At 46.0% G+C, this 1,410-nt stretch carries 1 protein-coding gene and 1 pseudogene; one reads left to right on the forward strand and one right to left on the reverse strand.

Annotation, left to right across the window (positions count from 1 at the left end; all coding sequences use genetic code 11):
• A partial coding sequence (locus tag R7O12_RS24820) for a RecQ family zinc-binding domain-containing protein (RefSeq protein ID WP_318126714.1) occupies positions 1–1,034 on the forward strand: 1,034 nt, incomplete at its 5' end.
• Between the two features lies 1 nt (position 1,035).
• On the opposite strand, the pseudogene R7O12_RS24825 reads toward R7O12_RS24820, so the two are convergent.
• Positions 1,036–1,410: pseudogene (locus R7O12_RS24825) on the reverse strand (DNA polymerase IV); the annotation flags it as partial.

Below are 1,410 nucleotides of genomic sequence, written 5' to 3' on the forward strand. Positions count from 1 at the left end.
CAGACATTCGCCGAGTAATTCACTTTGATCTACCTAAATCCATTGAAAACTATGCACAAGAAATAGGTCGAGCAGGACGCGACGGACAACGCTCTGAATGCATTCTGCTTGGCAATACTTCTGGGCTAACTGTATTAGAAAACTTTGTGTTTGGCGACACGCCTGAGCGCTCTTCGATTAGTTATGTATTGGGTCAAATCAAAGAGCACCAACCTCAGTGGGAAGTCGTGCCACTACGTTTGTCTCGCGAGAGCAATATCCGCCAGTTACCACTCAAGACGCTGTTGGTGTATTTAGAGCTTGCGAAAGTGATCGAAGCTAAGTTTAGCTACTTTGCCGAATATCGATTCAAATTCCTACAAAATCAGCAATTCATCGTTAACCAATTCCAAGGAGAACGACGCGAATTTGTAGAAGCCATTTTCACTTGTTCGACCAAAGCGAAAGTATGGTGCCAAGTCGATCTCGATGCTCTTTGGATGCACTATCATTCGGAACGTAGCCGCGTTGTCGCTGCACTGGATTACTTTCATCAGAATGGTTGGGTTGAACTAGAAAGCAAGCAGCTAACCGATGTGTATTCCGTCTTGCCTGAGACACAGAATATCGAAGACATCACGCAACATCTGTACGAGCTGTTCCAATCTAAAGAGCGCAAAGACATCGACCGAATTCACGCCATGTTGGGGTTATTCCAATCGTCAGGTTGTTTAAGTCATCAATTAGCCAGTTACTTTGCCGACCACAATGCCCCTGCTCACTGCGGTCATTGTTCTGTGTGTCGAGGACAGAGAGCGGTGTTCCCACCTCGGATTTACGATCAACCTGAACCAGCAGTCGCCTCCGCTTGGATTGCAGAGTTTGTCCAACTTTCCCCTTCTGCAATCAGTAACGAAGCCATCGCCCGATTCTTATGTGGCATCAGCACACCGTTGATCAGCCAACTTAAAGCCTCAAAGCTATCTGGGTATGGTGCATTGGCTAATGTGTCCTTCGAACAGGTACTACAATTGGTTGAAAGTGTGCGGGAATAGATTAAAAGAAGCTGAGTTGGCGAGCTTGCTCTTCTGGCTTGAGCATAACGCTCAAGCCTAAGAGGCGAATTTCACGACCATTTTGACGCTTTAGAATGTCTTTTAGCAGCAACTTAAAGTCCTCAAGTTCTAACTGAGGATGAATGTGTTCAATGGTAGTGAGCTGGAAGTCCGCGAACTTTACCTTAATGCCTTGCTTAATGATCGATTTATCTGGACTGGCACGCTCCAGTCGCTTTTCCAGTTCAGGGTAAAGTTTCTCTTCGATCACTTGCCAGCACTCATCATAAGTAGAGATGTTTTGGCTAAACGTTCGCTCAACACCAACCGACTTTCTCTCACGCTCGACTACAACTTCTCGATCATCGATACCGTG

The organism is Vibrio sp. Vb1574 (assembly GCF_033338675.1).